The organism is Ramlibacter sp., assembly GCF_035548915.1.
Taxonomy (GTDB): Bacteria; Pseudomonadota; Gammaproteobacteria; order Burkholderiales; family Burkholderiaceae_C; genus Ramlibacter.
The window spans coordinates 417,153-441,736 of sequence record NZ_DASZSE010000039.1 but is presented as its reverse complement, the minus strand read 5'-3'; the positions used below and the strand labels follow the sequence as shown (position 1 = coordinate 441,736).

Here is a 24,584-nt window from a genome sequence, read left to right as displayed (position 1 = left end):
TGGGCGGGGGACGGATTCCGCAACGCGGCCCGTGTTCCTACAGTGAAGGCATGCCCCACCCCGGCCCTCCCCTCCTGCGCGGGAGGGAGAAATGCAAGACAGCTCGAGGAGAACATAGATGGCAAGAATGCGCGCGATCGATGCGGCCGTGCACGTGATGGAAAGAGAAGGCGTGACGCAGGCGTTCGGCGTGCCCGGCGCCGCCATCAACCCGCTCTATTCGGCCTTGCGCCGGCGCGGCTCGATCGGGCACATCCTCGCGCGGCACGTGGAAGGCGCGTCGCACATGGCCGAGGGCTACACGCGCGCGACCGCGGGCAACATCGGCGTGTGCATCGGCACGTCCGGGCCCGCGGGCACCGACATGATCACGGGCCTTTATTCCGCGTGGGCCGACTCGATCCCGATCCTGTGCATCACCGGCCAGGCGCCGCGCGCGCGCCTCTACAAGGAAGACTTCCAGGCCGTCGACATCGAATCCATCGCCAAGCCCGTGACGAAATGGGCCGTCACCGTGCGCGAACCCGCACAGGTGCCGCGCGCTTTCCAGCAGGCCTTTCACCTGATGCGCTCCGGCCGCCCCGGCCCGGTGCTGATCGACCTGCCCTTCGACGTGCAGACGGCCGAGATCGAATTCGATCCGGACACCTACTCGCCGCTTGCCGCTTACAAGCCCGCGGCCACGCGAGCGCAGGTGGAAAAAGCCCTCTCGATGCTGCAGGCCGCCGACCGCCCGCTCATCGTCGCGGGCGGCGGGATCATCAATGCGGATGCGTGCGAACTGCTCGTCGAATTCGCGGAGATCACCGGCGTGCCGGTCCTTCCGACGCTCATGGGCTGGGGCGCGATCCCCGACGATCACCCGCTCATGGCCGGCATGTGCGGCCTGCAGACGAGCCACCGCTACGGCAACGCGACGATGCTCGCCGGCGACTTCGTGCTGGGCATCGGCAACCGCTGGGCCAACCGGCACACCGGCTCGACGGACGTCTATACCCAGGGGCGCAAGTTCGTGCACGTGGACATCGAGCCCACGCAGATCGGGCGCGTCTTCGCGCCGGACTACGGCATCGTGTCGGATGCGAAGGCCGCGCTCGCGCTCTTCGTCGAAGTGGCGCGCGAATGGCGGGCCGAGGGGCGGCTGCGGAATTTCGGCGACTGGGCCGAGGCCTGCCGCGAGCGCAAGCGCACGATGCTGCGCAAGACGAACTTCGAAGCGGTGCCGATGAAGCCGCAGCGCGTGTACCAGTGCATGAACAACGCGTTCGGCCGCGACACGTGCTACGTGAGCACGATCGGCCTGTCGCAGATCGCGGGCGCGCAGTTCCTGCACGTCTTCAAGCCGCGGCACTGGATCAACTGCGGCCAGGCGGGCCCGCTCGGCTGGACGGTGCCCGCGGCGCTCGGCGTGCGCGCGGCCGATCCCGCGCGGCGCATCGTGGCGCTGTCGGGCGACTACGACTTCCAGTTCATGCTCGAGGAGCTGGCCGTGGGCGCGCAGTTCAAGCTGCCCTACATCCACGTGGTGGTGAACAACTCCTATCTCGGGCTCATCCGGCAGTCGCAGCGCGGCTTCGACATGGACTACTGCGTGCAGCTCGCCTTCGACAACATCAACATGCCCGAGGACGCCGCGCCCGAGCGGGGCTACGGGGTCGATCACGTGAAGGTGGTGGAGGGGCTCGGCTGCAAGGCGATCCGCGTGCACACGCCCGATGAACTGCGCTCGGCGCTGAAGCGCGCGGACGAACTCATGAAGGAATTCCGGGTGCCCGTGGTGGTGGAGGTGATCCTCGAACGCGTCACCAACGTCGCGATGGGAACCGAGATCGACAACATCGTCGAGTTCGAGGAACTCGCCGAGAACCGGGCCGATGCGCCGACCGCGGTCGCGGCCCTGCTGGACTGAAAGGAAGACGCCCGCCATGCCCCGGTTCGCCGCCAACCTCTCGATGCTCTTCACCGAGCAGCCGTTCCTCGACCGCTTCGCCGCCGCCAGGAAAGCGGGCTTCGATGCGGTCGAATATCTCTTCCCTTACGACTACCCGAAGGAAACGCTGTCGCAGCTCCTGCGCCGCCACGGCCTGAAGCAGGTGCTGCACAACCTGCCGGCGGGCGACTGGGCCGCGGGGGAACGCGGCATCGCCTGCCATCCGCAGCGCGTGAAGGAATTCAGCGAAGGCGTCTCGCGCGCCATCGAGTACGCGCATGCGCTCGACTGCCCGCAGGTGAACTGCCTCGCGGGAAAGCTCCCGCAAGGCGTGAACCCGGCCGAGGCGCGCGAGGTGTTCGTCGAGAACCTGAGGTTCGCCGCGGGCCTGCTGCGCGCGAACGGCATCCGGCTCCTCATCGAGCCGATCAACCACTTCGACATCCCCGGCTTCTTCCTCACGCGCACGGACCAGGCGCTCGCGATCATCGAGGAGGTCGCCTCGGACAACCTCTTTGTGCAGTACGACATCTATCACGCGCAGCGCATGGAAGGCGAGCTCGCCGCGACGCTTCGGAAGAACCTGCCGCGCATCGGCCACATCCAGCTCGCCGACAACCCCGGCCGCAACGAGCCGGGCACGGGCGAGATCAACTGGCGCTTTCTCCTGCGCCACATCGACGCGATCGGCTGGAAGGGTCACATCGGCTGCGAATACAAGCCGAAGACCACCACCGCCGAAGGACTGAACTGGCTCGAGGAACAACTTCAATGACCAAATCCGGACTGAAGATCGGCTTCATCGGCCTGGGCGTGATGGGCGCGCCCATGGCTCAGCATCTGCTGAACGCGGGACACGTCCTCTTCGTCAACACGCGCGGCAAGGTGCCCGAGGCGCTCGTCGCCGGTGGCGCGACGGTGTGCGTGAACGCGCGCGGCGTGGCCGAGCGGGCGGACACGATCTTCATCATGGTGCCCGACACGCCCGACGTGGAGCAGGTGCTCTTCGGCGAATACGGCGTGGCTTCGGGACTCGCGAAGGGCAAGACGGTCGTGGACTGCAGCTCGATCGACCCGATCGCGACGCGCGCGTTCGCCGCGAAGATTCGCGGGCTCGGCTGCGACTATCTCGACGCGCCGGTGTCGGGCGGCGAAGTCGGCGCGAAGGCCGCGACGCTCAGCATCATGGTGGGTGGCGAGCCCGCCGCGTTCGACCGCGTCAAGCCCCTGCTCGAGCTGATGGGCAGGAACATCACGCTCGTCGGGAACGTGGGCGACGGCCAGGTGTGCAAGGTCGCCAACCAGATCGTCGTGGCGCTGAACATCGCGGCGGTCGCCGAAGCGCTCGTGTTCGCGTCGAAGGCCGGTGCCGATCCGGCGCGGGTGCGCGAGGCGCTGATGGGCGGCTTCGCGAGCTCGCGCGTGCTCGAAGTGCATGGCGAGCGGATGGTGAAGCGCACCTTCGCGCCGGGCTTTCGCATCGCGCTGCATCAGAAGGACCTGAACCTTGCCTTGCAGGGCGCCCGCGGCCTGTCGATGGCGCTGCCGCAGACGGCGATGGCAGCGCAGCTGATGCAGTCGTGCGCCGCGCTCGGCAACGCGCAGGCGGATCATTCGGCGCTGGTGCTCGCGCTGGAGGTGCTTGCGCAGCATCGGGTCGCGCAATAGGGGCACGGTATTGCCCCCTCTCCCCTCTGGGGAGAGGGTCGGGGTGAGGGGCTCGCCGACGCCGGCAGCCTTAGACATTCCCCCCTCGTCGCAGTAGCATGCGCTCCTCGGAGCCCACCCAAGGAGAGTTCGCATGAAGCTGTACTACCACCCCGCCTCCACCAGCTGCCGCCCGCCGATGCTCTTCGCCGCCGAGGCGAACATCCCGCTGGAATACGAACTGGTGGACATCTTCACCGGCGAGCAATACAAGCCCGCGTTCGAGTCGGTGAACCCGAACCACCTCGTGCCCGTGCTGGAAGACGGCGACTTCCGCCTCACGGAAGCCTCGGCGATTCTCAAGTACCTCGCCGACAAGATCGATTCCCCGCAGTACCCGAAGGACCTGAAGGAACGCGCTCGCGTCAACGAGCGGATGGACTGGTTCAACACCCAGCTCAACCGCGAGTTCAACTACGGATTCCTCTATCCGCAGATCTTCGGCTTCCTGAAGCGCTCGTCGCCCGAAGTGCAGGACGCCACGGTGCAGTGGGGCAAGGAACGCTCGCAGAAGTGGCTGAAGGTGATGAACGACCACATCCTCGGCCCGGGCAACAACTACGTCTGCGGCGACAGGATCACCATCGCCGACTACCTCGGCGCCGCCATGCTCGGCGTGGGCGAGATCACCGGCTGCAAGTTCAGCGACTATCCCAACGTGTGCGCCTGGCTCGGCCGCATGAAGGCGCTTTCCAGCTGGAGCAAGGTGCACGAGGCGATCACCGGCTACGCGCAGTCGATCAAGGACCAGCCGATGGTGACGGTGTGATCGAGAAGCTGCACCACGCGGCGTACCGCTGCCGCGACTCCGAGGAGACCCGCCGGTTCTACGAGGATTTCCTCGGCCTCACGCTCGCGGGCGTGGTCGAGATCAGGGAGACGAAAAGCGGCCGCGCCACCGACACGCTGCACACCTTCTACCGGCTCGACGACGGTTCGCACCTCGCCTTCTTCGAGGCGGGCGACATGCCGTTCGAGTTCAAGAAGCAGCACGACTACGACCTGCACATCGCGCTGGAAGTGAAGCCCGAGGTGCTGCAGCGCATGTTCGAGAAAGGCAAGGCCGAGGGCATCGAGACGCGCGGCGTTTCCGACCACGGCTTCATCGACTCGATCTACTTTCGCGACCCGAACGGCTACGTGCTGGAACTGTGCGCGAAACGGCCGAACCACGACGAGGCGATGGACCCGGCCAGGAACGGCGCGCGGCAGAAGCTCGACCGCTGGACGGCCGGCAAAGCGCGCTTCATTTCGCGCTGACGAGGGACGCGATACGCTGGCGCTTCCGACCGACACCGAAAGCATCACGCACGGCATCCAGCTTGCGATCGCGCCGGTGTTCCTGCTCACGGCGGTGTCGGGCATGACGGGCGTGGTGGCCACGCGGCTTGCGCGCATCATCGACCGCGCGAGGCGCGTGGAGGACATCGCGCGCGAGGCGCGGGACGACGAAACCGTAAAGCGCGCCTATGCGGAGCTGGCGGAATTGCGATTTCGCGGGCGCCTGTCGAATGCGGCGATCGCCCTGCTCACGACGTGCGCGATCCTGATCGGCCTCACGATCATCCTGATCTTCCTCGGGGAGGCGGTGGAGTTCCGCACGAACGTGAGCGCGGTCGTGAGTTTCCTGATCGGCGTGGTGAGCTTCCTGCTCGCGCTGCTGTGCTTCCTGTGGGAGACGATCGTGGCGACGCGGCTGCTCAACTTCCACATGCTGCGCTAGGACACACGGTGCCCGGCGGGGTGGGGTCGGCGAAAGGCACCTCCCACTCTCACCGGCCACCCGACTTCTTCCACGCCTCGTACTTCTTCCGGTTCTCGTCGTTGGGCGGATAGAGCCCCGGCAGCTTCGCACCGGCTGCCACCTGCGACATGATCCAGCCTTCCAGCCGCTCCTGTTCGACGGAAGCCTCGATCACTTCGTCCAGCAAGGCCTGCGGAATGAGGACCGCGCCGTCCTGGTCCGCGACGACGACGTCGTTCGGAAACACCGCGACGCCGCCGCAGCCGATCGGCTCCTGCCAGCCCACGAACGTGAGCCCCGTCACCGACGAAGGCGCGGCGGTCCCCTGGCACCACACCGGCAATTGCGTGCCGAGCACGCCCGTCACGTCGCGCACCACGCCGTCGCTCACGAGCGCGGCCACGCCGCGCTGTGCCATGCGAGCGCACAGGATGTCGCCGAAGATGCCGGCATCCGTCACCCCCATCGCGCCCACCACGGCGATGCAGCCTTCGGGCATGGCCTCGATGGCCGCGCGCGTGGAGATCGGGTTGCCCCACGACGCCGGCGTGGCAAGGTCCTCGCGCGCGGGCACGAAACGTAAAGTGAACGCGCGGCCCACGAGCCGCGGATAACCGGGCGCGAGCGGCCGCGTGCCGCGCAGCCAGACGTTGCGCAAGCCGTGCTTCAGCAGCACGGTGGTGAGGGTGGCGGTCGAAACGCCTTGCAGCGTCGCGACGATCGCGGGGTCGAGGGCAAGCGAGTCCATGACGGCCATCCTACGCAATTGCCGCGGTCACCGGTGGCATCAGGGTTTCGAGGGCTTCCAGGAGCGGCGACGGCTCGAGCCCCGTGACGATCGCGCGCGAGCGCCCGAGCACCGACAGGCGCGACTGCAGGATGCGATCCTTCGCCTCGCCTTCCGCCTCGAACACGGCCACGTCGCAACAGGCAAGCGGCAATCCCTGGGCCAGCAGCACGTCGGCTTCGACCTGCACGAGGGCGATATCGACCGACGTGTCGCCGAGCACCATGCGCACGAGGTCCGCGGTGGAGGCGCCCCGCGCCGCATTGATCGCGAGCGGACCGGCGAACGCGTCGCCACCGAACACCGCGCCCAGGCACAGGCCGCGCGAGCGCGCGTATGCTTCGATCGCCTCGCGTGACCGGGCGGCCTCGGCGGCGGCCGCAACGACGACGATCACGGGAATGCGGCCGTTGCCGCCGTGCGGAAACAGATGATCGACCACCCGCTTCGGCCCGCCATCGCTCACCCGGGCGGGAGTCGGATTCACCTCGCAGATCGCGCCGCCCACCTCGCGCCACGAACGGCTCACATCGGTCGTGAGGAAGTCGATCCCCGCATGATCCAGGCCCAGGCAGGCGGCGGCGCGCTCGGCCAGGCGCAGATTGTCCGGGTGGGTGGCTTCCTTCACCTCCTTCGACACGCCGCCCGTGGAGACGTTGGAATTGGTGCGCAGCAGCACGACCCGCCCCTCGGGAGGCACGTCCTTCGGCGACAGGCCCTGATCGGAGAGCGTCGCGGCCACGAGCGGATCGTCCAGCGATGCGGCGCGATAGCTCCTCATCTGCGGATCGCGCCTGCGCTCCTCGGCGTAGCGCGCCATCAGCACGGCGATCGAATCCCGGCCGTTGCCCGTCACGCGCGCGGACAGGCGCAGCAGCACGCTGAAGCACTGGCCGCCGAGCACCGTGAAGCGGTAGTCCTCGCCGGGCACGTGGTTTTCCACGACGGCGATGCCGTGGGCCCGCGCCGCCGTGAAGGCGCGTTGCAACGCGGCCTCGTCGCGGATATTCGTCGTCACCGCCGTTCCGAAGTCGCTGGCGGCCGGCTTGACGATGACCGGCCAGCCGATCGCGGCGGCCGCCCTCCTCGCGGCTTCGAAATCCCTCGCGAGCGCCTGGCGCGGCACCGGAAAGCCGTGGGTGCGCAGCAGCTCGTTCGTCACGTCCTTGCGTGTTGCCATCACGGTGCCGATGTGGCTCGTCGACTGCGTGAAGCCGCGCCACAGCCGCCGCTGCGCGCTGCCGTCGCCGAACCGGTAGACCGCCGCGGAGGTGACGATGCGCCGCACCGGGATGCCGCGTCCGATCGCGTGAAGCACGGTATCGATCGTGCCGTCGTTCGGGCGCAGCCCCTCGAATCTGCGGCTCTCCTGCTCGATCGACTGCGCGGCCGCCGCGCGAAACGACGCGAAGGAATCGTCGCCCCGCTGCGCGAGCGCGCGCGCGATGCGCAGCGCCGCGCGGCCGCACAACTCGGCCAGGACTTCGTCGGCGTAGGGATAGCGCAATTCACGCGCGGGCTGCCATGGGAGCGCGGCGAACCAGTCGCGGGCGGTCGGCATGCCCAGCCCCATGAGGTGCACGGCGAGCCCGGCGGCGAACCGGGGAAGCACGTCGGCGTCCGCGTGCGGCCCGGTATCGTCCTGCGGCTGGGCCTCCTCCGCGCCGAACGCCTCGCGCTGCAGGCGCAGCAAATTCACTGCGAGCGCGTCCCGCGGCGCTGTCGGCCACGAGACATCCCAGCAGGCGATGGGCGTGGGCAGCGCGCCCCCGAGGTCCTGCCATTCGTCCGGCAGGCGCGCGATCCGCCAGGGGTCGGGGGCGGCCACGTCCGCCGTCAGCGCAGCGCGCCTTGCAGCGCCGCCTGCTCGATGGAGGTGAGCACGATCAGCAGGATCTGCGCGACGACGAGAAAGGCGAGCGGCGACAGATCGATGCCGCCCACGAGCGGGATGATGCGGCGCCAGGGCCGCATGAGCGGCGCGCAGAGCCGCTCGATCAGGTCCGTGATCGGCGTATCCGCGCGCACCCAGGAGAGGATGGCGTAGACGATCACGAGGCCCATCAGCCCCGACAGCGCAAGCCGCAGCAGGCCGAACACGGCCAGGAGCAGGACGACCGGGACCTGCACGGCACGGCCCGCGAGCAGCCAGAGCAGCCCGTACTGCGCGAGTTCGAGCAGGAACGCGGCGACGATGCTCGCCGTGTCCCAGCGGCCGACGGCCGGCAGCAGGCGGCGCAGCGGCAGCACCAGCCAGTCGGTGAGCGAGAACACGAAGCGGCCGACGGGGTTGCCGAATGCAATCCTTTGGTACTGCATGTAGAGACGCAGGAGGCAGGCCCCGGCCAGCAGGCCGACGGCCACGTCCAGCAGGAACTTGACTATTTCGAAGATCATGGAGCGCCTTCCGTTGCGGCCGTGGGATGATAGCGGGCAGAACCCATGTTTCGCCGACGTCTGCCCGCGTCCTGATCCCTGTGTCCGCCGCACTCACCCTGCAGTCCCTGCCGCTCTTTCCGCTCGCGGCCGTCCTGTTTCCCGGCGGCGTGATGCCGCTCAGAATCTTCGAAGTGCGCTATCTCGACATGATCGGCCGCTGCCGCAAGGCGGGCGCGCCCTTCGGCGTGGTGTCGCTCACGCAAGGCGGCGAGGTGCGCCTGCCCGGCGTGAAGGAAGCGTTCTCGCGCGTGGGCACGCTCGCCACCATCACCGAATTCGAAACGCCGCGCCCCGGCCTCATGCTCGTGCGCGCAAGCGGCGAGCAGCGCTTCCGCATCACGTCGAGCGACCAGCTGAAGCACGGCCTGTGGGTGGCCGACGTCGAACGCGTCGACAGCGACCAGGCGGTGCCGGTGCCCGACGACCTGAAGGTCACCTCCGCCGCGCTCGAGAAAGTGATCACGTCGCTGCAGGAGCGCGCACCCGCGCCCGACCAGGCGCCGGTGATGCCGCCGTGGCACCTCGACGATTGCGGCTGGGTCGCGAACCGCTGGTGCGAACTGCTGCCGCTGCCGATCGCCTTGAAGCAGCGCCTCATGGAACTGGAGAATCCGCTCGTGCGGCTGGAACTCGTGAGCGATGTGCTCACGCGAACCGGCATCACGCAGTGAGCCCCGCCCTCGCCCGTCGCCGCGGAGATGGCACCGCAGCGCTTTCGGCACTTTCGCGCCGAGGCGCGTTCCGTCGAGCCCGGGCGCCGTTCACATCCGCGGCTGATATTCCGGCACTTGCGTCTTCAACCATTCGCGCACGTCTTCCGGTGAAGGCGCCGCCCCCGCCTGCACCACCCACCGCATGACCGCATCGACGTCCGCGAGCGGCCCGCCGGTCTTCGCCACGCGCAGCTTCGGATGCGGCGTGGGCTCGGTCGTCTCGTCGTTCGCAAGCAGTTCCTCGAAGAGCTTTTCGCCCGGGCGCAGGCCCGTGTAGGTGATCGGGACTTCCTGCTCCGTCTTGCCCGACAGCCGTATGAGCATGCGCGCGAGATCCGCGATCTTCACCGGCTCGCCCATGTCCAGCACGAAGATCTGCCCCGAGCGCCCCATGAGGCCCGCCTGCAGCACGAGCTGCGCGGCCTCGGGGATCGTCATGAAGTAGCGCACGATGTCCGGGTGCGTGACCGTGACCGGCCCACCCCGCGCCACCTGCGCGGTGAAGAGCGGCACCACCGAGCCGCTGGAGCCCAGCACGTTGCCGAAGCGCACCGACACGTACTGCGTCTTCGGATACTGCGCGGCTTCCGCCTGCACCACGAGTTCGGCCAGGCGCTTGCTCGCGCCCATCACGTTCGTCGGGTTCACCGCCTTGTCGGTGGAGATCATCACGAAGCGGCGCGCGCCGCATTCGCCCGCGGCGCGCGCCGCATGCCACGTGCCGAGCACGTTGGTGCGCAGCGCCTCGATCTCGTTGGCGGTTTCCATGAGCGGCACGTGCTTGTACGCCGCGGCGTGGAACACGACCGCCGGACGGTGCTTCGCGCAGATCGCGGCCAGGCGTTCCAGTTCGCGCACGTTCGCCGTGTAATAGACGCCCTCCATCTGCGGATGCGCCTCGCGCAACTCCTGTTCGAGCTGGTACACCCCGTATTCGGACACATCGACGCACACGAGCCGGCCGACGCCGAAGCGCGCGATCTGGCGGCACAGCTCCGACCCGATCGAGCCGCCCGCGCCGGTGACGAGCACCGTCTGGCCGGAGATCATCTGCGCGAGTCCCGCGACGTCGAGCTGCACGGGCTGGCGCCCGAGCAAGTCCTCCAGTTCGATCTTGCGCGGGCCCACGCCCTCGGGCCTCAGCCACTGGTCGGGCCGCGGCAGCGTGAGCAGCGTGATGCCCGCCGCCGCCGCGGCGAGCAGCGCGTCGCGCCGCTCGGGCGCGCCGGGCGGGCTCGCCACGAGCGCCGCCTGAGCGCCGAGCGCCTCGCAGGCGCGCGGCAGCCCCGCGATCGTGCCGAGCACGCGCACGTTCTGAATCGAGCGTCCTTCTTCGGCCGGGTCGGGCGAAAGGATGCCGATGGCCTGCCATTGATGCGACCCCTTCAGCGCGCGCAATGCGTTCGATGCATCGGCCAGCGTGCCGACGATCACGAGCCGGTTCGCGCCATCGGTGAGGATGCGCCGCTCCGCGAGCATGCGCCAGGCCGCGCGCAACGCGCCGAGCAGAATGAGCGCGATCATCGGCTGCAGCAGCAGCACCGAACGCGGGAACGACGGAAAGCGCAGCATGAGCACCGCCGCCGCCGTGAGCACCGCGCCCAGCAGCACGCCGGTGGCGAGCTGCTGCAGTTCCGGCAGGCCCGTGTAGCGCCACACCTGCCGGTGCACGCGAGTCACCGCCAGGCCGATGCCGTAGGCGAGCACGCACCAGGGGCTCGCGAGCAGTGCGATCTGCTCGAATTCGTCGGGCAGGTCGAGGTTGAAGCGCAGCCAGAACGCCGCCCACCACGCCGCCATCACCAGCAGCAAATCCGCGGCGAGCGGCGCGAGGGTCGAACCGAGACGAGAGCGAAGCGCCTTCATGCCCGCGCCAGGCCGTGCGCGAGCACCGCCTCGGCCACCATCCAGTCGAATTCGTCGTCGATGTCGAGCGCGAGATGGCGCTCGGCGAGCACGAGCGCCCGCGTGTCCCGCGAGAAGAACGTCCGCTCGCGAAGGAACCGCGCGACGCCGATCGCATAGAGGCTGCCGCTCACCTCCACCACCGGCGCGAGGTCCTGCGAGCGCAGGGCCGTGCCGCCCGCTTCGAGCAAAGGATGCGCACGGCCTTCTTCATCCACGGTGAAGCACCAGCCCGGGTGCGAGCGCGCTGGCGCGAAGTCGACGACCGGCTCGCCGTCGTGCGCGATGCACAACTCGATGGCCTCGCGCACGTGCGAGGCCGAACGAAACGGCGACGTCGGCTGCAGCAACACGAAGATGTCGAACGAGCGGCCTTCTCGCGCGCGCTCCTGGATCGCATGCACGATGGCGTCCGAAGAGGGCGACGTGTCGGTCGCGTACTCGGCGGGCCTCAGCCACGGCACGCTCGCGCCGTGCGCCTTCGCGACTTTCGCGATGTCCGCGTCGTCGGTCGAGACCAGCACCTCGTCGATGCCCTGCACCGAGCGCGCGAGATCGATCGACCACGCGATGAGCGGCTTGCCGCCGAGGGCGCGGATGTTCTTGCCGGGAAGTCTCCTGGAGCCGCCGCGCGCGGGGATCAGCGCGAGCACCGAGCGCCCCGAGATCATTTGAAGACCATCCCGTAATCTTCGTGTGCGCGCGCGAAGTCTTCCATGCGCCCGATGTCGAGCCAGTATTCGTGGATCGGAAATCCGACCGCCGCGTCGCCGCGCGCCATGAGGCCCTGCAGGAGCGAGGGCATGTCGAGCGTGGCACCGGAAGCGACGAGATCGAGCGCCGCGGGCGAAAGCACGTAGATGCCCGCGCTCACGAACACCTCCTCTTCGGGCTTCTCGACGATGTCCACGAGCCGCTGGCCCTGCAGTTTCACGACGCCGTAGGGAATGGAATGCGTGATGCGCCGCACGCCCACCGATGCCATCGCGTTGGAGCCCGCGTGGAAGTCGAGCATCGCGTTGAAGTTGACGCGCGCGAGGATGTCGCCGTTCATGACGAAGAACGGCTCGCTGGGCCGCTCGGGCAGCAGCGAAAGCGCGCCCGCGGTGCCGAGGCGGCGGTCTTCCACCAGATAGCGGATCTCCACGCCGAAGCGGCTGCCGTCGCCGAAGTGTTCGCGCACGAGCTCGCCCCGGTAGTTCACGGAGATGAAGAAGCGGCGAAAGCCCTGTTCCACGAAGCTCGCGAGAATCGTCTCGAGGATCGGCCGGTCGCCCACGTGCAGCATCGGCTTCGGACGATCGTCCGTGAGTGGCTTCAGGCGGCTGCCGAGGCCGCCCGCCATGAGCACGACCCAGTTGTCGCGCTCGGGCGGTTGCATCGCGAGCTGTTCGATGCGTTCGAGCCCGATCACGCGGCCGTCGGCATCGACCACCGGGATGCGCTGGATGCCCTTGCCGCGAAGCACCGCGAGGCGTTCGCGCAGATTGTCGCCGGCATGCGCAACCGTGGGCGCGGTGTTCATCGCATCGGACACGGGCGCATCGAGCGAGGCGCCGCGCAGCAATGCGCGGCGCACGTCGCCGTCCGTGAGCGTGCCCAAAAGGCGGCCGTTCGCGTCCACCACGAGCGCGATCTGCAGCGCGCTCGCGTCGATGCGCGCGATGGCTTCGCGCAGGTTCGCCGTCTCGGGCGTCAGCGTTTCGTGCCAGTCACCCATGCGCGAATCTCACAGCCGCTCGCGCAGGAGCTGGAACGCCTCGGCCGCGGCGAACCCGCTCGCCGCGCCGCGCACCTGCGCGAGCGCGCGCACCGCCTCGACGCTGCGGGGAAAGGGGAATGCCGCGAGCTCCGATGCGTAGATCGCGAGGAGCTCCAGCTTGCGTTCGATCTGCGCGGAAATATCGACGAACACGTTCGCGCGAAACGCCGCGCCGGGGTCGAGCGCGAAATCGGTTTCCGACAGCGTCTCGTAGGCGAGCACGCGCCGCACGGAAGGATAGCGAAACCACTTGGCGCAACCCGCGACAGCATCGAACACCACGCGGTGATCCGAGTGGACGTCCGAAGGCGACGGCACGAAGATCTCCGACGGCTGCGCCTCCTCGATCGCTTCGCCGATGCGCTGCACGAGCGTGCCGAGCGGCTGCGCATCGAGCCGGGTGGGCGCGAAGCCGAGCTGCGTGACCTTGCGAAAGCCCACTTGCGCGGCGACCTGCGCGATCTCTTCCGCGCGGCGCGCGACCCGGTCGGCCGCGTAGCCCGCGGCTGCCGACATGCCCGTGACGAGCAGCCAGTCGACCTCCACGCCTTCGTCCCTGCGGCGCAGCAGCGTGCCGCCGCAGCCGAGCAGTTCGTCGTCGGCATGCGGAGCGACCACGAGAATGCGATTCGTCATGCGTCGGGCATCCGGTAGGTGATGATCCAGTGCCTCGAACGCGTGCCGCCGAACTCGTGGCCGAATTCGCCGACTTCCAGTTCGCGCCCGGGGAAAAGCGCGGCAAGCTCGTCGCGCTCGGGGATGAGGAGCATGCAGCCCTCCTGCCCGGGCACTTGCGAACGATAGATCGAATCGCCGAGCGCCTGGCTCATCCGATGCGAGATGTCGCCTGGCGCCGCGGTCGCGATCAGGATGCGCGCGCCGGGTGCGGCGACACGTTCGATTTCGGCGATGGCCGCCGACCACGTCGCGCGCTCGTTGTAGTAAAGCACCTGCCACGCCACGACCGCGTCGAACGATTCGTCTTCGAAGGGAAGCGTCGCGCCCGCCCCGACGAGATGCACCTGCCCGGAAAGCCCGGCTTCGAGCAGGCGCGACGACGCCACTTCGACGGCGGACTGCGCGACCTCCACACCCTGCACCCGGTGACCGAGACGCGCGAGATGCGCGAGATTGGCGCCGGTGCCGCAGCCGTAGTCGAGGATGCGCCGCGGCTCGCCCGCTGGCCACCAGCGGGCGGAAAGCCGCACCAGCATGTCGCTCGGGTAACGCAGGTCGTTGCGGCCGGCCGCATAGAGCGCCTGCCAGATCTGCGCGTTGCGTTCGGTGTTGCGCACCTGCGCGGATTCAGTGGCCTGCACCGGGCGTCCTCTCGTTCGGGTTCGTGAGCGTCAATGGATCCTCGATTTTCGCGCGGATCGCGGCGAAGTCGGTCTCGAGCAGGAAGCGCACGGCCCGCCGGCAGCTGTCGCCGCGCCCGTAGGGGTTCTCCATGCCTGCGATGCCGGCGCGAAACGCCTCCGAACGCACGCCATCGATCGCATCCCCGATGCTTTGCGCATCGGCGTCGCAGAAGACCACGTTCGCCCCCGCCGCGCGGCCGCGCTGGCGCAGGCCCACGTTCACCACCGGCAGCGGGATCGAAGCGGCCTCGAGAATGCCGGAGGACGAATTGCCGATCAGAAAGCTCGCGGACTTGTAGACCGAGAGGAAGGGTTCGCGCGCGAGGTTGTGAAAGAACCAGCAGTCCGGTTCGTGTTCGTACTTCGCCATGGCGTTGCGAATGGACGCATTGCCCGGGTCGGTGTTCGGATAGCTCGCGCACACCGGGATGCCGCGATCGCGCAACTGCCGCAGGATCGTTTCGAACTGCTCGCCCGCGTGCTCGCGCTCGGCATCGACCGGGTGAAAGATGAGAAGCGCGTAGCCGTCGAGCGACTTGTCCGGGGGGAGCAGTTGCTTCAGCTCCGTGGGCGTCGGTGCGCGATGCGCGACGAAGCGGTCCAGCGCGACACTGCCGGCCACGACGATGCGATGCGCGCTTTCCCCCATCGCCCGCAGGCGGCGGCGCTGTTCGTCGGTGGCGACGACGTGCGCCGTCGCGAGCTTGGAGATCGCATGACGCGCGGCCGTGTCGGCATGGCCATCCTGTTCGTGGTCGCCGCCGAAGAAGTGCACCGTGGGCACCTGCAGGTAGGCGCCGAGCGCGGCGGCCATCAGCGCATCTTCGCGGTCGCCCGCGAAGATGAAGAGGTCCGGCGCCCAGGACGCAACGGCGTCGCAGGCGGACTGCAGGAAGATGCCCGCGGACTTCGCGCGCGAACGCGGCGCGTCGCCATCGATCAGGCTTTCGATTTCCGCGAGGATCGGCAGGCCGTCGGCTCGCACCATGTCGATCGTGTGGCCGTGGTTCGCCGAAAGGTGCGTGCCGGCCACTAGCAGGCGGAAGTCCACGCCGGGCTCGCGCGCGAGCAGCGTGTACACGCCGCTCAGGAGGTCGTAGTCCGAACGGATCGAGGTGAGGCCCAGAATCTTCTTCATCGCTTCACACCGTGCCCGCATCCACGAGCAGTTTCCATGCTTCCTCGAGGCCGACGTTGAACAACGCGTCAAGGCAAGCGAGCCCCGGCACGAAGGCGGCCGAGTGGGCTTGCGGATACACCGGGTGCGTGAAGCGATCGTATCGCAGTGCGACGTCGCGCCCGAACGCGCCTTCGTCGAGATACGCCCGAGCACCCGTGCCGGAGAGGTACACGTCGCCGCCGGCTGCTCGTACCAGCGCGAGCACCAGATCGCCCCGCCGAAGCGTGCGGTCGTAGTCGAGGCTCGTTTGCAGCACGACGCGCGCGGGAATGCGCATCCATTCGAAGCTGAGCGCCATCGAGGCACGTACGACCTCGAAGAGCGTCGCGTACGTCTGCGCGTAAAAGGCTTCGAGCCGCTCGAACAGCTCGCCGGCGAACGGGTGCTTGCGGTAGTTGTTCCAGAGGAAGTCGCGGTGCCGCCTCGCCCAATGCGGATCGGCCAGGGCGATGTCGCGCAGCGGCCGGTCGAGGTAGCCCTTGCGCACGAACGGGATCGAGAGGTATTTCACCTCGCCCGCCGTCGTGAGGAACTGGTTGCGATGCTGATAGGCGCTGTCGGTCAGCTGCACTTCGTCCATCAGCACGAAGACGTCGCAGCCTCGGGCTTTGTGCAACAGGCCCAGCCACGGAAAGTAGCTCGGCTGGTGGATCGCAACGATCATCGCGGCAGTTCGATCGGCTCGTCGGGCGCGAAGGCGCGCGGCGCGCGCACGCCGAGCACCTCGTTCCAGCGCATCGGCGAGATGCCTGTTCCCGGACGCTTGACGGTGACGTTCGCCTCGGTGAAAGGCTCGCCGGCCGCGATCGCGCGCGCGGCGACGATCGACTTGCGCGCGACCGCGCGGTTCTTCGCTTCGCTCGCGCTCGGCCGCTTGATGCCGTCGCCGAGCGCGGCTTCCACGCGCCGGATCGCGCGGACCATCGCGCCGAGTTCGCCGGGCTCGAGACTGGCGGCCTGGTCCGGGCCGGGCAAGGCGCGATCGAGCGTGAAGTGCTTTTCGATCACGCGTGCGCCGAGCGCGACGGCCGCGGTCGGGATCTCGACCCCCGGCGTATGGTCCGAGTAGCCGAACGCCACACCGAGCGCGCGTCCCATCGTGGCCATCGCCCGCAGGTTCACGTCTTCGAAGCGCGTGGGGTAGTCGGTGTTGCAGTGAAGTACGCAGACCCGCTCGCGCGCGGCGCCGTGCGCGAGCAGCACGTCCAGCGCCTCGGCCACGTCGGCGAGTGTCGCCATGCCGGTCGAGAGCACGATCGGTTGCCCGAGCTGCGCGATCTTCACGAGATAAGGGTAGTTCGTGATCTCCCCGGAGGGAATCTTCCAAAGCGGGATGCCCATCTCCGCGAGCAGGTCGACGCTTTGCAGATCGAACGCGGTGGAGAACATCGCGATGCCGCGCTCGCCCGCGCGCGCCGCGAGCGCGCGATGCGCGGCTTCGTCCAGCTCCAGGCGCTTCAGCATGTCGAACTGGCTTTCGCTCACGCCCGTGTTCTCGCGCTGGTAGTCGGCCATCGCCGCGTCGCGCGTGACGAGCGCCTCGGCGCGGAAGGTCTGGAATTTCACGGCGTCGCATCCCGCGTCGGCCGCGACATCGACGAGCCCGAGGGCCAGCGCGAGATCGCCGTTGTGGTTGACGCCCGCCTCGCCGATCACGAACACGCGTTGCTGCCAGGGCGTCATGAAAGCTTCCTCGCGGGCGCGCCCGCCCAGGTCGTGCCGTCTTCGAGCAGGTCGCGCGTGACCACGCAGCCCGCGCCCACCATCACGTTCGCGCCGATGCGCGTGCCCGGCAGCAGCACCGCGCCGGCGCCGATCATCGAGCCGCTTCCCACCTGTGCGTCGCCATTCACGATCGAGCCCGGTGCCGCGTGGCAATGGTCGCCGAGGACCGCGCCGTGCTCGACGATGGCCGCGGTGTTGACGATGCAGTTCGCACCGATCCGGGCGCCCGCGTTGACCACGGCCTGGTGCATGACGATGGTCCCGGGCCCGATCGATGCGCCGGGCGCCACGACAGCGCTCGATGCCACGGCGGTCGCAAGCGACAGGCCGCGCTGAAGAATGGCTTCATAGATGGCGGCGCGGCGCGGGCCGACGCGATTCAGGCCGACCGACACGAGATACACGAAATCCCGCGCCGCGTTCGTGTCGAGCCAGGCATCGTCGCCGAGCCAGACCGTTCCCGGCGGCGCCACGCCCCGCCGGACGTCGATGACACCGGCGATCTCGCGGCCCGCGCTCTGAAGCACGGCCATGCACGACTGGCAATGCCCTCCGCCGCCAACCAGCACGATGGCGGTCACCGGTCCGCCTTCGCGCTGCGCGCTCCGGATCGGAGCGCCTTCGGGCGGCCGTATATCGCTCATCGCCGCACGCTGCTCGGCAGGTTGACGAGGCGCTCGGCCCCGAATTTCGCATTCGGGATCGGCGCGCATGCCGCCGCGGCGAACGCGGGCAGTTCGTTCATCAGCTTCCACGCGGGACGCGCCATCACGCCCGCGTCGTTGCAGTACGCGAGGAAGGCGTCGCGCTCTCCTTCGTCGGCGGCGAAGACAGCGTTCAGCCAGTAGTTCGAAGTCGTCCCGGGCCGTTCGCGGGCCACGGGCACGCCCAGCGCGTCGCAGCGGCGGATATAGGCCTGCGCCGTGACGCGCTTGTTCGCGAGGAATCCGTCGAGCTGCTCCAGCTGTGCGCACGCGAGCGCCGCGTTGAGGTTGGGCAGGCGATAGTTGAAGCCGACTTCGTCATGCCGGAACTCCCAGCGGTGCGATTCCTTGGCCGTCGTGCTCAGGTGCTTCGCGCGGCGCGCGAGTGCTTCGTCGTCCGTCACGATACAACCGCCGCCACCCGAGGTCACGGTCTTGTTGCCGTTGAAGCTGAACGCGCCGATGCGCCCGAAGGTGCCGGTGTGGCGCGTACCGATTTTCGCGCCGAGCGATTCGGCCGCGTCCTCGACGAGCGCGAGGCCCCAGCGAGCGCACAGCCGGGCCAGTTCCTCGATGCGGCAAGGCAGCCCGAAGGTGTGCATCGGCACGACCGCCGCCACGCGCCGGCCGGTGCGCCGGTGGCGGCATTCGCCATCGACGCGCTCGCACGACGTTTCGAGAAAAGCCTGCAGCGCATCCGGCGACATGCCGAGCGTGTCGGCATCGACATCGACGAACACCGGATGCGCACGCTGATACGCGATCGCGTTGCAGGTCGCGACGAACGACAGCGGTTGCGTGATCACTTCGTCGCCGTCGCGCACGCCGGCCACGACCAAGGCGAGATGCAGCGCGGCGGTGCCGTTCATCGTCGCGACCGCGAAACGCGCGCCGGTGATCTCCTGCATCATCGATTCGAAGCGGTCCACGTACTCGCCCACGGAAGAAACGTAGGTCGTGTCGATGCAGTCGGCGAGGTATTTCTTTTCGTTGCCGCGAAAGACCGGCTCGTGCAGCGCGATGCGGCCCTCGCGGCCGTACAGCTCGCGGATGAACTCGTACAGCTCGCGCAATCGTCCGGAGATCTCAGACATTGTAGATATCCGTCTTGTAGCGAGCGAGGTTGCCCGGCTGCGTGAACCACTCGATGGTGCGCGCAAGACCTTCTTCGAGCGTGTACTCGGTCTCGAACCCCGTGAGCTCGCGGATCAGCGAGTTGTCGCACCAGAGGCGATGCACTTCGGAATTCGCGGGCCGCGTGCGCTCCGCATCGCTTTCGATTTCCGCGTTCGCGCCCATGAGGCGGTTGATGAGCGCGAACGTGTCGCCGATGGAGATCTCGCGGTTCGAGCCGATGTTCACGGTCCGCCCGACCGCCGCATCGCAATCCGCGAGCAGGCGCAGCCCCCGGCACGTGTCGGCCACGTAGTTGAAGTCGCGCGTCGGGCGCGTGTCGCCGAGGCGGATGCGGTCCTTCCCCGCGGCGATCTGCGTGATGATGGTGGGGATCACCGCACGCGCGCTTTGCCGCGGGCCGTAGGTGTTGAAGGGCCGCGCCACGATCACGGGCAGATCGAATGAAAGATGGAAGCTGAGCGCCATCGCGTCCGAGCCGATCTTGCTTGCGCTGTAGGGCGACTGCGGCGCGAGCGGATGCTTCTCGTCGATGGGCACGTATTGCGCCGTGCCGTACACCTCGGAGGTCGAAGTCTGGATGAACCGCGCGACGCCGTGATCGCGCGCGGCCTGACACATGTTGAGCGTGCCGCGGATGTTCACGTCCACGTAGCTGTCCGGCGCGGCGTACGAATACGGAATCGCGATCAGCGCGGCCAGATGGAACACCGCTTCGTGCCCCGCCACGATGCTGCGGCAAAACGCCGGATCGCGCACGTCGCCCGTGACCACTTTCACGCGCTCGCGGTCGATGGTTTCGAGCCAGCCCCAGTCGTTGAAGGAGTTGTAGAGCGCAAGCGCCGTCACGTCGTGGCCGGCCGCGGCGAGCTGCTCCACGAGGTGCGAGCCGATGAAGCCGTCGGCGCCGGTGACGAGGACTCGTTGGAATTTCATTGCGTGTGCGCGGCGGCCACGGCTTCGCGCAGGACTTCGATGACTTGGGGCGTGGCGGCATGACGGCCGGCAAGATCGTGCCGCGGCAGACCGCGGATTTCGTCGAGCGCGCGTTCGACGCCGTCGAGTTCGACCGCGCGGTCCGCGATGCCGGATTCGAGCCAGGGCGTGTCGGCATCGAACGGCGTGCCCAGTACCTGCACGAGCCGCGCGCCCGCCAGGCGCCCTTCCATGCCGACGGTCGAACAGATCGTCACCACCGCATCCACGGCGTAGAGCAGCGGCGCGAGCGGCCATTCGGCGCCGCCCGTGATCGCGGCGCGATCGCTCACCGGTGTGTTCGCGGCCGCCTCGCCCGGGCGCGGACGCAGGCACAGCACCGCGTCCTCGTTGCGCTCGAGCCAGCGCAGCATCACGGCTTCGAGCCGCTGCGGCAGATCGTGTTCGGCCCAAGGCCCGGTGAGCGGGTGCCACGGCTGGAAGTTCTGCGCCGGCAGCAGCACGACGTAGCGTCCCTGCCAGCCCATGCTTTGCCTGAGCGCCTTGCCGCGCTCGAGATTGCGAACATCGAGGAGTGCGTCGAATGCCGGATTGCCCGTGACGTGCACCTGCTGCGCGCGCACGCCGCACGCCACGAGCACCTGCGCCACGGCCTCGTTGAGCACGCAGTACGCATCCGCGTAGCCGGGCGCGCCGAGGCGCTTCGCGTCGTCGCGGATGAACGTGTCGATCATGCAGACGGAAGGGATACCCAGGCGGCGCGCGGCGATGAACGCGGCCTGTTCGGCCCGGGGCGAGCTGGTCGCGACCACCAGGTCGGGCTGCACGCGGCGCAGGATGCGCTCGAGCGTCACGTCGGGCAGGAAGGCATGCCGCCCTTTCGCTCGGTATTCGTCGAGCGCGGCGGCCTCGCCGAGCTCGTCCACGCGCTCGGCGAACGAGAGGCCGAGATAGGCAATCGATTCCTCGGCGTCGATGGTCGCGCCGCTCATCTCGCGAAGCAGCCGTTCGCCCCAGCGGCGCGCCGCGGCGTCGGCCGGACCGAGGAAGTCCTTGAACTGCACGAGCGGCAAGCCCGCATCGCGCACCGCTTTCGCCGCGGTCGTGAGGCCGAGCACGACCGGCTCGGCCCAATCGCTCGCGGCCAATGCGCGCGCCACGGGAACGACCATCTGTGCATGGCCGCCACCGTACGTGACGAACAGGATCCTCGCTCGAGCCATGGCCGGATTATCGGATAGCGGCCGAGTCCGGCGCCCACAGCGCGAGAGCGCAAAGCGCCCGCAATTCCCGGGTGTGGTTGGCCGTGCCGTCCCGATGGGCTTCGAGCAGGGCTGCGATGGCCTCGGGGCGGAACAGTTCCTGCAACAAGCCGCTGCCCGCGAGCGTCGCGCGCAACCATTCGTAGCTCTCGCCCCGGAACCATTCACCCACGGGCACGGTGAACATCTGCTTTTTGCGATGCGCGAGGTCTTCGCCGATCAGCGGCACGACGGCCCGCTTGTACCAGTGCTTCTTGTCGGCGCCGTGCAGCTTGGTCGCGCCGCGCGAACGGAAGGCAAGCTCCATCACGCGCCAGTCGAGAAACGGTGTACGTGCCTCGATCGAGACCGCCATGCCCATGCGGTCGGGCTTCACGAGGTTGTTGCCGGGCAGGAGCAGCTGCATGTCGAGGTAGAGCGCCTGGTTCACGCGGTCGAAGTGCGCGGCCTCGTCGAACCAGGATTCGGCCGCCGCGCGGAAGCTGTCGACTTCCCAGAGTCTGCGCGCGACCGCCGGCCGATACAGGTCGAGCTTGGCGGCCGGTGTGAAAAGCGAGATCGAATCGAAGTAGCTGCGGCGAAACGATTCCTCCGGGAGGCTTGCGATGCCGTCTTGCCCGAAGTAGGCCGAATACTTCTCGTAGCCTGCGAAGAGTTCGTCGCCGCCGTCGCCCGTGAGGACGACTTTCACGTGCTTGGCCGCGAGCTCGCTCACGCGCAGCGTCGGCATGAAGGACGCGTCGCCGTGCGGCTGGTCGAGGTGGTACAGCACGTGCGGCCAGCGGCCCAGCATGTTCAGCTCGGCGACCTCCATCGTGTGCTCGCAGCCGAAGCGTATCGCCGCCTCGGCTGCGTGCCGCGATTCGTCGAAGCGCGGGTCTTCGAAGCCGATGCAGAAGGTCTCCACCGGCCGGCTCACGTGCCGCGCCATGAGGCCCACGATCGTGCTCGAGTCGACACCGCCCGAGAGGAACGCGCCCCACGGCACGTCCGCGCGAAGCCGGATGCGCGTGGCGTCGTCCAGCAGCGCGAGGAACTCGTCGCGCCATTCGTCGAAGCCGTGGTCACGTTCGCGCTGCAAGGAGAGGTCCCACCAGCGGCGGACCTCGGTGCCGCCGCGCGTGAACTTCATCCAGTGCCCGGGCATCACGTGGCGCACGCCTTCCCACACGGTCCACGGCGGCGGGATGTAGTTGAAGGTGAGGTAGTGGTGGATCGCCTCCAGGTCGATGGCCGGCTGCGCCGCGAGCGCGGGCAGCATCGCCTTGATCTCGGAGGCGAACACCACGCGGCGGCTCTGCTCGGCGATGTAGAGCGGCTTCACGCCGATGCGGTCGCGCGCGAGGTAGAGCGCATCGGCCCGCGCGTCGTCGATCGCGATCGCGAACATGCCGTTCAGGCGGTTCAGGCAGGCGATGCCTTCGCGTTCGTAGAGGCGCAGGATGACTTCGGTGTCGGAGTGCGTGCGCAGCGCCACGCCCTGGGCGCGCAGTTCGTCGGCGAGTTCGACGTAGTTGAAGATTTCGCCGTTCTGCACGATGGCAATGCGTCCGTCGTCCGACACCATCGGCTGGTGGCCGCCGGCGATGTCGATGATCGAAAGGCGCTTGTTGCCGATGGCGACGCCGCGCCCGGGTTGGTGCCATGTCCCTTGGTCGTCGGGGCCGCGGTGTGCGAGCTTGCTCGCCATGACGGCGAGCGTTTCGTCCGGCATGGCGCGCGCGCCGCGGTCCCAGTAGCCGAAGATGCCGCACATGGGGTCAGCTTTCGCGGGGGCGCGTCGTCATGCCCGCGAAGGCGGGAATCCAGGGTGTCAGGAGGCCCTGGATCCCCGCTTTCGCGGGGATGACGAACTTTGACGCGGGTATGACGACGCTTGACGCGAGGACGACGACCCTTGACGCGGGGACGATGGGCGCGCGATGTCGCTTCACTTCAATTGCTGCCTTTGCCCGACAGGCGTCCGAGCGTCCACGCCATGATGCGCAGGTCGAGCGCGAGCGTGTGTTCCCGCGCATAGCGCAGATCGAGCCCGCGCCGCTCGTCTTCCGTCGCTTCCGAGCGCAGCTTCGCCTGCGCCCATCCTGTGATGCCGGGCCGCACACTGCAGCGCAGCGCCCAGTCCTCCTCCGAGTAGAGCGACCTTTGCGCGGGCACGTCCGGGCGCGGGCCGACGAGGCTCATGTCGCCCTTCAACACGTTGAAGAGCTGCGGCAGCTCGTCGATGCTCGTGCGGCGGATGAAACGGCCCACGCGCGTCACGCGCGGATCGCCGGACGCGGTGAAATACGGGCCGAGAGCGGCGGCGTTCTTCACCATGCTGCGGAACTTGTACATCGCGAACTCGCGCCCCGCGCGGCCGATGCGGGCCTGGCGGAACAGCACGGGAAATCCATCCTCCAGCGCGATCCCGACCGCCGTGGCAACGAGAACGGGAGACAGCACGACCAGCGCCGCGAGCGACAGGAGCACATCCACGGCGCGCTTCGTCACGGCCTGGCAAGCCCGGCCGCGATCTCCCGGATGCGCGCGGCGATGCGCACGCGATCGTTTTCCACCTCGTCGCGGCTGCGCCGGGCGAGCCGCGCTTCGGCCTCGCGCAGTGCCCTCACCTCGCGTTCGAACGTCACAGGAGAGTCCTCGCGATGGAAGGTGCGCGAGAGGATCACGGCATCGGACTGCAGGCGCAGGTGCTCGGCCAGCACGTCGCGGCCGGGCAGGAGGCCATCGTCCAGCCGCGCGATCCCGCCGAAGCCGAACGCGAGCGTGCGTGCCTGCGCGGCTCGCGCGACACGCTCCACGTCTCCGTTGGCGAGCGGCTCGAACATGAAGGCAAGCCCGAGCGAGACGTGCAGGTCGTTGAGGCCGACGTAGACTTCATCCAGGCCGGGGGTCGCGATCCACTCGTCGAGCGATTGCAAGGCGGCCGAGGTTTCCAGCAGAGCCACGATCGGCGCGCGCCCGTTCACGAGGCGCGCGAATTCGCCGAGGTCGGCGGCTCCCTGGAACATCGGCAGCATGAGCGAGTCGGGGCCGTAGTCGAGGACCTCGTCGAGCTCTTCTTCCGTGTCGTCGTGCAGCGGATTCACGCGCACCATCAGGTCGCAGTGGCGCACGGCGTCGCGCACGCGGCCCACGTCGTCCATGCGATGTTCGCTGATGAACGTGTTGCGCCCCGCCTGTCGCTCGGCCTTGCCGAGGCGTTCGAGGTCGACGAAGAGTCGAAAGCTCGCGAGCGCGTCGCAGCGGCGCGCGAAGGCGGGGTCGTTCGTGATCTGGATCAGCTCGAGCATGA

25 protein-coding genes are annotated in these 24,584 nt (G+C 68.6%); 7 read left to right on the top strand and 18 right to left on the bottom strand.

The genetic code is table 11. The annotated features are described in order from the left end of the window. Positions 1 to 118: 118 nt before the first annotated feature. The 6 genes from gcl (at position 119) to VHA82_RS16235 (ending at position 5,360) form a co-directional block, all read left to right on the top strand. Positions 119 to 1,909 carry a glyoxylate carboligase gene (gcl, locus tag VHA82_RS16260; protein WP_325545568.1) on the top strand — a complete coding sequence of 597 codons (1,791 nt, stop codon included), beginning with the start codon at positions 119 to 121 and terminating at the stop codon, positions 1,907 to 1,909. A gap of 16 nt (positions 1,910 to 1,925) precedes the next feature. Continuing rightward, a complete protein-coding gene (gene hyi / locus VHA82_RS16255) occupies positions 1,926 to 2,705 on the top strand; it encodes a hydroxypyruvate isomerase (protein WP_325545565.1) in 780 nt (259 codons plus the stop codon). After that, the gene (locus VHA82_RS16250) at positions 2,702 to 3,598 is read left to right on the top strand and encodes a 2-hydroxy-3-oxopropionate reductase (protein ID WP_325545562.1); all 897 of its coding nucleotides are present in this window, start codon (positions 2,702 to 2,704) and stop codon (positions 3,596 to 3,598) included. The genes hyi and VHA82_RS16250 overlap by 4 nt, the downstream gene beginning before the upstream one ends. Before the next feature lie 133 nt (positions 3,599 to 3,731). Continuing rightward, positions 3,732 to 4,406, top strand: coding sequence for a glutathione S-transferase family protein (locus tag VHA82_RS16245; protein WP_325545560.1), 675 nt, complete (start codon positions 3,732 to 3,734; stop codon positions 4,404 to 4,406). Continuing rightward, a complete protein-coding gene (locus VHA82_RS16240) occupies positions 4,403 to 4,897 on the top strand; it encodes a VOC family protein (RefSeq protein ID WP_325545558.1) in 495 nt (164 codons plus the stop codon). The genes VHA82_RS16245 and VHA82_RS16240 overlap by 4 nt, the downstream gene beginning before the upstream one ends. A gap of 16 nt (positions 4,898 to 4,913) precedes the next feature. After that, on the top strand, positions 4,914 to 5,360 hold the full coding sequence (locus VHA82_RS16235; RefSeq protein WP_325545876.1) for a DUF2721 domain-containing protein: 447 nt from the start codon (positions 4,914 to 4,916) through the stop codon (positions 5,358 to 5,360). Between the two features lie 49 nt (positions 5,361 to 5,409). Here the strand turns inward: VHA82_RS16235 and VHA82_RS16230 are convergent, their stop codons facing one another. From VHA82_RS16230 to VHA82_RS16220, 3 genes are read right to left on the bottom strand one after another with little or no spacing between them, the layout of a single operon-like run. Next, a complete protein-coding gene (locus VHA82_RS16230) occupies positions 5,410 to 6,129 on the bottom strand; it encodes a ribonuclease activity regulator RraA (protein WP_414708661.1) in 720 nt (239 codons plus the stop codon). A gap of 10 nt (positions 6,130 to 6,139) precedes the next feature. Continuing rightward, positions 6,140 to 7,996: a hypothetical protein gene (locus VHA82_RS16225; RefSeq protein ID WP_325545554.1), complete on the bottom strand. Its 1,857-nt coding sequence runs from the start codon at positions 7,994 to 7,996 to the stop codon at positions 6,140 to 6,142. An 8-nt stretch (positions 7,997 to 8,004) separates the two neighbouring features. After that, complete coding sequence (locus VHA82_RS16220) at positions 8,005 to 8,565, bottom strand: YggT family protein (protein ID WP_325545552.1); 561 nt, start codon at positions 8,563 to 8,565, stop codon at positions 8,005 to 8,007. A gap of 80 nt (positions 8,566 to 8,645) precedes the next feature. Between VHA82_RS16220 and VHA82_RS16215 the strand changes: the two genes are divergently transcribed. Then, positions 8,646 to 9,278 (top strand): LON peptidase substrate-binding domain-containing protein, encoded by a 633-nt coding sequence (locus VHA82_RS16215; RefSeq protein ID WP_325545549.1) that lies wholly within the window; start codon positions 8,646 to 8,648, stop codon positions 9,276 to 9,278. A gap of 90 nt (positions 9,279 to 9,368) precedes the next feature. Here the strand turns inward: VHA82_RS16215 and VHA82_RS16210 are convergent, their stop codons facing one another. The 15 genes from VHA82_RS16210 to VHA82_RS16140 all read right to left on the bottom strand — a co-directional run bounded on the left by VHA82_RS16210 (position 9,369) and on the right by VHA82_RS16140 (position 24,582). Further along, positions 9,369 to 11,186, bottom strand: a complete 1,818-nt coding sequence (locus tag VHA82_RS16210) for a nucleoside-diphosphate sugar epimerase/dehydratase (RefSeq protein WP_325545547.1) — start codon at positions 11,184 to 11,186, stop codon at positions 9,369 to 9,371. Then, the gene (locus tag VHA82_RS16205) at positions 11,183 to 11,896 is read right to left on the bottom strand and encodes an acylneuraminate cytidylyltransferase family protein (RefSeq protein ID WP_325545545.1); all 714 of its coding nucleotides are present in this window, start codon (positions 11,894 to 11,896) and stop codon (positions 11,183 to 11,185) included. Before VHA82_RS16205 ends, VHA82_RS16210 begins: the two co-directional genes overlap by 4 nt. Continuing rightward, a complete protein-coding gene (locus tag VHA82_RS16200; protein ID WP_325545543.1) occupies positions 11,893 to 12,945 on the bottom strand; it encodes a nucleotidyltransferase family protein in 1,053 nt (350 codons plus the stop codon). The genes VHA82_RS16205 and VHA82_RS16200 overlap by 4 nt, the downstream gene beginning before the upstream one ends. Before the next feature lie 9 nt (positions 12,946 to 12,954). Continuing rightward, the gene (locus tag VHA82_RS16195; protein ID WP_325545541.1) at positions 12,955 to 13,623 is read right to left on the bottom strand and encodes a PIG-L deacetylase family protein; all 669 of its coding nucleotides are present in this window, start codon (positions 13,621 to 13,623) and stop codon (positions 12,955 to 12,957) included. Next, positions 13,620 to 14,306: a class I SAM-dependent methyltransferase gene (locus tag VHA82_RS16190; protein ID WP_325545539.1), complete on the bottom strand. Its 687-nt coding sequence runs from the start codon at positions 14,304 to 14,306 to the stop codon at positions 13,620 to 13,622. The genes VHA82_RS16195 and VHA82_RS16190 overlap by 4 nt, the downstream gene beginning before the upstream one ends. Beyond that, positions 14,293 to 15,486, bottom strand: a complete 1,194-nt coding sequence (gene neuC, locus VHA82_RS16185) for a UDP-N-acetylglucosamine 2-epimerase (protein WP_325545537.1) — start codon at positions 15,484 to 15,486, stop codon at positions 14,293 to 14,295. The genes VHA82_RS16190 and neuC overlap by 14 nt, the downstream gene beginning before the upstream one ends. A gap of 4 nt (positions 15,487 to 15,490) precedes the next feature. Next, positions 15,491 to 16,192, bottom strand: coding sequence for a WbqC family protein (locus tag VHA82_RS16180; protein WP_325545534.1), 702 nt, complete (start codon positions 16,190 to 16,192; stop codon positions 15,491 to 15,493). Further along, a complete protein-coding gene (gene neuB, locus VHA82_RS16175) occupies positions 16,189 to 17,211 on the bottom strand; it encodes an N-acetylneuraminate synthase (RefSeq protein WP_325545532.1) in 1,023 nt (340 codons plus the stop codon). The genes VHA82_RS16180 and neuB overlap by 4 nt, the downstream gene beginning before the upstream one ends. Then, on the bottom strand, positions 17,208 to 17,897 hold the full coding sequence (locus VHA82_RS16170; RefSeq protein WP_325545530.1) for an acetyltransferase: 690 nt from the start codon (positions 17,895 to 17,897) through the stop codon (positions 17,208 to 17,210). Before VHA82_RS16170 ends, neuB begins: the two co-directional genes overlap by 4 nt. Beyond that, positions 17,894 to 19,051, bottom strand: coding sequence for a LegC family aminotransferase (locus VHA82_RS16165; RefSeq protein ID WP_325545528.1), 1,158 nt, complete (start codon positions 19,049 to 19,051; stop codon positions 17,894 to 17,896). The genes VHA82_RS16170 and VHA82_RS16165 overlap by 4 nt, the downstream gene beginning before the upstream one ends. Then, complete coding sequence (locus VHA82_RS16160; RefSeq protein ID WP_325545526.1) at positions 19,044 to 20,027, bottom strand: NAD-dependent 4,6-dehydratase LegB; 984 nt, start codon at positions 20,025 to 20,027, stop codon at positions 19,044 to 19,046. Before VHA82_RS16160 ends, VHA82_RS16165 begins: the two co-directional genes overlap by 8 nt. After that, a complete protein-coding gene (locus VHA82_RS16155; RefSeq protein ID WP_325545524.1) occupies positions 20,024 to 21,250 on the bottom strand; it encodes a hypothetical protein in 1,227 nt (408 codons plus the stop codon). Before VHA82_RS16155 ends, VHA82_RS16160 begins: the two co-directional genes overlap by 4 nt. Positions 21,251 to 21,257: 7 nt before the next feature. Continuing rightward, complete coding sequence (gene asnB, locus VHA82_RS16150; RefSeq protein WP_325545522.1) at positions 21,258 to 23,045, bottom strand: asparagine synthase (glutamine-hydrolyzing); 1,788 nt, start codon at positions 23,043 to 23,045, stop codon at positions 21,258 to 21,260. 179 nt (positions 23,046 to 23,224) lie between these two features. Then, positions 23,225 to 23,782 (bottom strand): sugar transferase, encoded by a 558-nt coding sequence (locus VHA82_RS16145; RefSeq protein WP_325545519.1) that lies wholly within the window; start codon positions 23,780 to 23,782, stop codon positions 23,225 to 23,227. Further along, entirely contained in the window at positions 23,779 to 24,582 is an 804-nt protein-coding gene (locus VHA82_RS16140) for an aldolase/citrate lyase family protein (protein ID WP_325545516.1), read from the bottom strand. The genes VHA82_RS16145 and VHA82_RS16140 overlap by 4 nt, the downstream gene beginning before the upstream one ends. Positions 24,583 to 24,584 lie beyond the last annotated feature (2 nt).

Bases quoted from the DNA above. Each gene is read 5' to 3' on its own strand.
- VHA82_RS16250 (WP_325545562.1), top strand. From the start codon at position 2,702: ATGACCAAATCCGGACTGAAGATCGGCTTCATCGGCCTGGGCGTGATG.
- VHA82_RS16155 (WP_325545524.1), bottom strand. From the start codon at position 21,250: ATGGCTCGAGCGAGGATCCTGTTCGTCACGTACGGTGGCGGCCATGCA.
- VHA82_RS16205 (WP_325545545.1), bottom strand. From the start codon at position 11,896: ATGATCTCGGGGCGCTCGGTGCTCGCGCTGATCCCCGCGCGCGGCGGC.
- VHA82_RS16165 (WP_325545528.1), bottom strand. From the start codon at position 19,051: ATGTCTGAGATCTCCGGACGATTGCGCGAGCTGTACGAGTTCATCCGC.
- asnB (WP_325545522.1), bottom strand. From the start codon at position 23,045: ATGTGCGGCATCTTCGGCTACTGGGACCGCGGCGCGCGCGCCATGCCG.
- VHA82_RS16230 (WP_414708661.1), bottom strand. From the start codon at position 6,129: ATGGACTCGCTTGCCCTCGACCCCGCGATCGTCGCGACGCTGCAAGGC.
- VHA82_RS16140 (WP_325545516.1), bottom strand. From the start codon at position 24,582: ATGCTCGAGCTGATCCAGATCACGAACGACCCCGCCTTCGCGCGCCGC.
- VHA82_RS16210 (WP_325545547.1), bottom strand. From the start codon at position 11,186: ATGAAGGCGCTTCGCTCTCGTCTCGGTTCGACCCTCGCGCCGCTCGCC.
- gcl (WP_325545568.1), top strand. From the start codon at position 119: ATGGCAAGAATGCGCGCGATCGATGCGGCCGTGCACGTGATGGAAAGA.
- neuB (WP_325545532.1), bottom strand. From the start codon at position 17,211: ATGACGCCCTGGCAGCAACGCGTGTTCGTGATCGGCGAGGCGGGCGTC.
- VHA82_RS16160 (WP_325545526.1), bottom strand. From the start codon at position 20,027: ATGAAATTCCAACGAGTCCTCGTCACCGGCGCCGACGGCTTCATCGGC.
- VHA82_RS16170 (WP_325545530.1), bottom strand. From the start codon at position 17,897: ATGAGCGATATACGGCCGCCCGAAGGCGCTCCGATCCGGAGCGCGCAG.
- VHA82_RS16220 (WP_325545552.1), bottom strand. From the start codon at position 8,565: ATGATCTTCGAAATAGTCAAGTTCCTGCTGGACGTGGCCGTCGGCCTG.
- VHA82_RS16245 (WP_325545560.1), top strand. From the start codon at position 3,732: ATGAAGCTGTACTACCACCCCGCCTCCACCAGCTGCCGCCCGCCGATG.
- VHA82_RS16200 (WP_325545543.1), bottom strand. From the start codon at position 12,945: ATGGGTGACTGGCACGAAACGCTGACGCCCGAGACGGCGAACCTGCGC.
- VHA82_RS16180 (WP_325545534.1), bottom strand. From the start codon at position 16,192: ATGATCGTTGCGATCCACCAGCCGAGCTACTTTCCGTGGCTGGGCCTG.
- VHA82_RS16195 (WP_325545541.1), bottom strand. From the start codon at position 13,623: ATGACGAATCGCATTCTCGTGGTCGCTCCGCATGCCGACGACGAACTG.
- hyi (WP_325545565.1), top strand. From the start codon at position 1,926: ATGCCCCGGTTCGCCGCCAACCTCTCGATGCTCTTCACCGAGCAGCCG.
- neuC (WP_325545537.1), bottom strand. From the start codon at position 15,486: ATGAAGAAGATTCTGGGCCTCACCTCGATCCGTTCGGACTACGACCTC.